Here is a 2,433-nt window from a genome sequence, read left to right on the forward strand (position 1 = left end):
GGGCGGCGTTTACTTTGCAGGGTGAATGGCAGTAATAAAGTCAAAAGTCAAAAGTTAGAAGTTAGAAGTTATTTTTGTAATACCAATTTGATAAATATTTACTACAAATAGTTAGACTATTTCTTAAGAGTCACCCACCCCCGCCCCTCCCAGGAGGGGAAGTCAGGAGTCGTATGGGAATTGCTTCAATACCAGTTTTTAAGTCATATATCATATCATGTCCGCTGGTATCGTTTGTATAAACTCAAGTGTGAATATCTACAGAAAATTTAAGTTTTTTCTGACTTTTAAGTTTTATGTTCTAGATAACTAAAGCCTTTTTTCTTCTTCCTTCTTCCCTCTTCCTTCTTCCTTACTTTCTTTTAAGTTTTATGTTCTAGATAACTAAAGCCTTTTTTCTTCTTCCTTCTTCCCTCTTCCTTCTTCCTTACTTTTACAATACCAATGCTACCGGACATTAGAGCATTAGGAATCTCTCATACTTCAGTCGAGAGAGAATGTCACTTTAGCAAGCGTAAACCACTTAATGTTACTAAAACTGTAGATCCCTCATGGCCTAGTACGCCCAGAGGCATATTAATATTTCCAGTAAAGTTAGCGACCAATAATAGGAAAATAAATCCAATAGCAAAAGTAATATTTTGCTTAATAATACGGTTGGCGCGACGACCTAAACTTATAGCTTCAACTAATTTTTCTAAGCGGTCTGCCATTAACACTATATCTGCTGATTCTAAAGCAACATCACTACCGGCACCTCCCATAGCAATACCAACTGTAGCGAGAGAAATAGCCGGAGCATCGTTAATACCATCTCCCACCATTGCTACATTTTTGTTTTCTTGTTGGAATCGTTTAATTACTGTTAATTTATCTTCGGGTAATAACTCTGAATAAACTATGTTTATGCCAAGATGTTGGGCAACAGTATCAGCAGTTTGTTTGTTGTCTCCTGTCAGCATAACTATAGATTCAATGCCTAAAGATTTGAGCTTATTTATCATTTTTTTAGCTTCTAAACGCACCGTATCGGCAACAGATATTAAGCCGATAATTTCTCTATCTTCAGCTACCCAAACAACTGTTTTTCCTTGTTGTTGCAGGCGATTACTTTCAGCTAATAACTGAGAATTGAAGCCAGTATTTATTTCTGACCTAATTAAATTTTCTTTGCCTACTACAATAATTTGACTATCGACAACTCCCGTAATTCCTGCGCCAGTTTTGGCAGCGACATTAGTTGCCGAACGCCATTGAATATTTTTTCTAATTGCTGTTTGGATAATAGCTTCTCCTATGGGATGTTCGGAACAAGATTCTAGGGCAGCAGCTAATTCTAAAACTTCTATTTCTGACTTATCTTTAGCAGGGATAATATCAACAACTTGGAGTTTTCCAGTAGTCAAAGTTCCAGTCTTATCAAAAGCGATCGCTTTTATTTCTCCAATCATTTCTAATTGAGCGCCATTTTTAAATAAAATTCCTTGACGCGCTCCTGTAGCAATACCTGATAATAAAGTAGGCATTATTGATGCCATTAAAGCACAAGGAGAAGCTACTACTAAAAAAATTAGAGCGCGATAAATTGTCGTTTCCCAACTCCAACCTAACAAAAATGGCGGTAAAATTCCCAACAATATTCCAGAGATAACGATAATTTTGGCATAGGTTTTTTCAAATTTTTCAATAAATCTCTGAGACGGTGGGGTTTCTGTTTGAGCTTGTTCAACTAAACGAATTACGCGCTGAATCAAACTACTTTCTGGAGACTTATTTACTTCTAATCTTAATACACCATTTCCATTTAATGTACCTGCAAAAACTTCATTGCCTACAGTTTTATCAACTGGTAAAGACTCTCCTGTAATTGGAGCTTGATTGACGGTACTATTCCCTTCAAAAACAATACTATCTGTTGGGATAAGTTCTCCTGGTTTTACTAATACTAAATCTCCGATTTTTAACTCATTGATGGGAACTTGTTTTTCTTGATTATTAATGATGACTCTGGCAGTATCGGGAGTAATACCCATTAACTTGCGAATGTTACGTTCTGTTCGCTCCATTGCAAAAGTTTCTAGAGCGCCACTAATAGCAAAAATTAAAATTAGCACTGCTCCATCAATTATTAAGTGATATTCTCGCTGCCATAAACCTAAACCAGCAGCTCCCAAAGCAGCAACAATCATCAACAAATCAACATCTAATTCTTTTTCTGACCAGAGAGTAGTTAAACCTTCTTTAGCACTTTCATAACCACCAATGACATAAGCTGCTGCTAGAATAAATAGTGCTAAACCAATCGAATTTAGTTGCAAACAAAACCAACTTAAAATAACCAGTAAAGCACAGGTAGCTGCCGCAAATGCTTCTGGATAAGACTGAACAAATTGGAAGTATTTAGGTAGAGAAAATTTTTTTTGAGTCATGGGA

General features: G+C 36.3%; 1 protein-coding gene. It reads right to left on the reverse strand.

All coding sequences use genetic code 11. The features are described from left to right. Positions 1–500 precede the first annotated feature (500 nt). Positions 501–2,433, reverse strand: a 1,933-nt coding sequence (locus AC3DU7_RS12360; RefSeq protein ID WP_488039644.1) for a heavy metal translocating P-type ATPase, incomplete at its 5' end; no start/stop codon positions are given.

This window comes from Okeania sp., assembly GCF_983059655.1.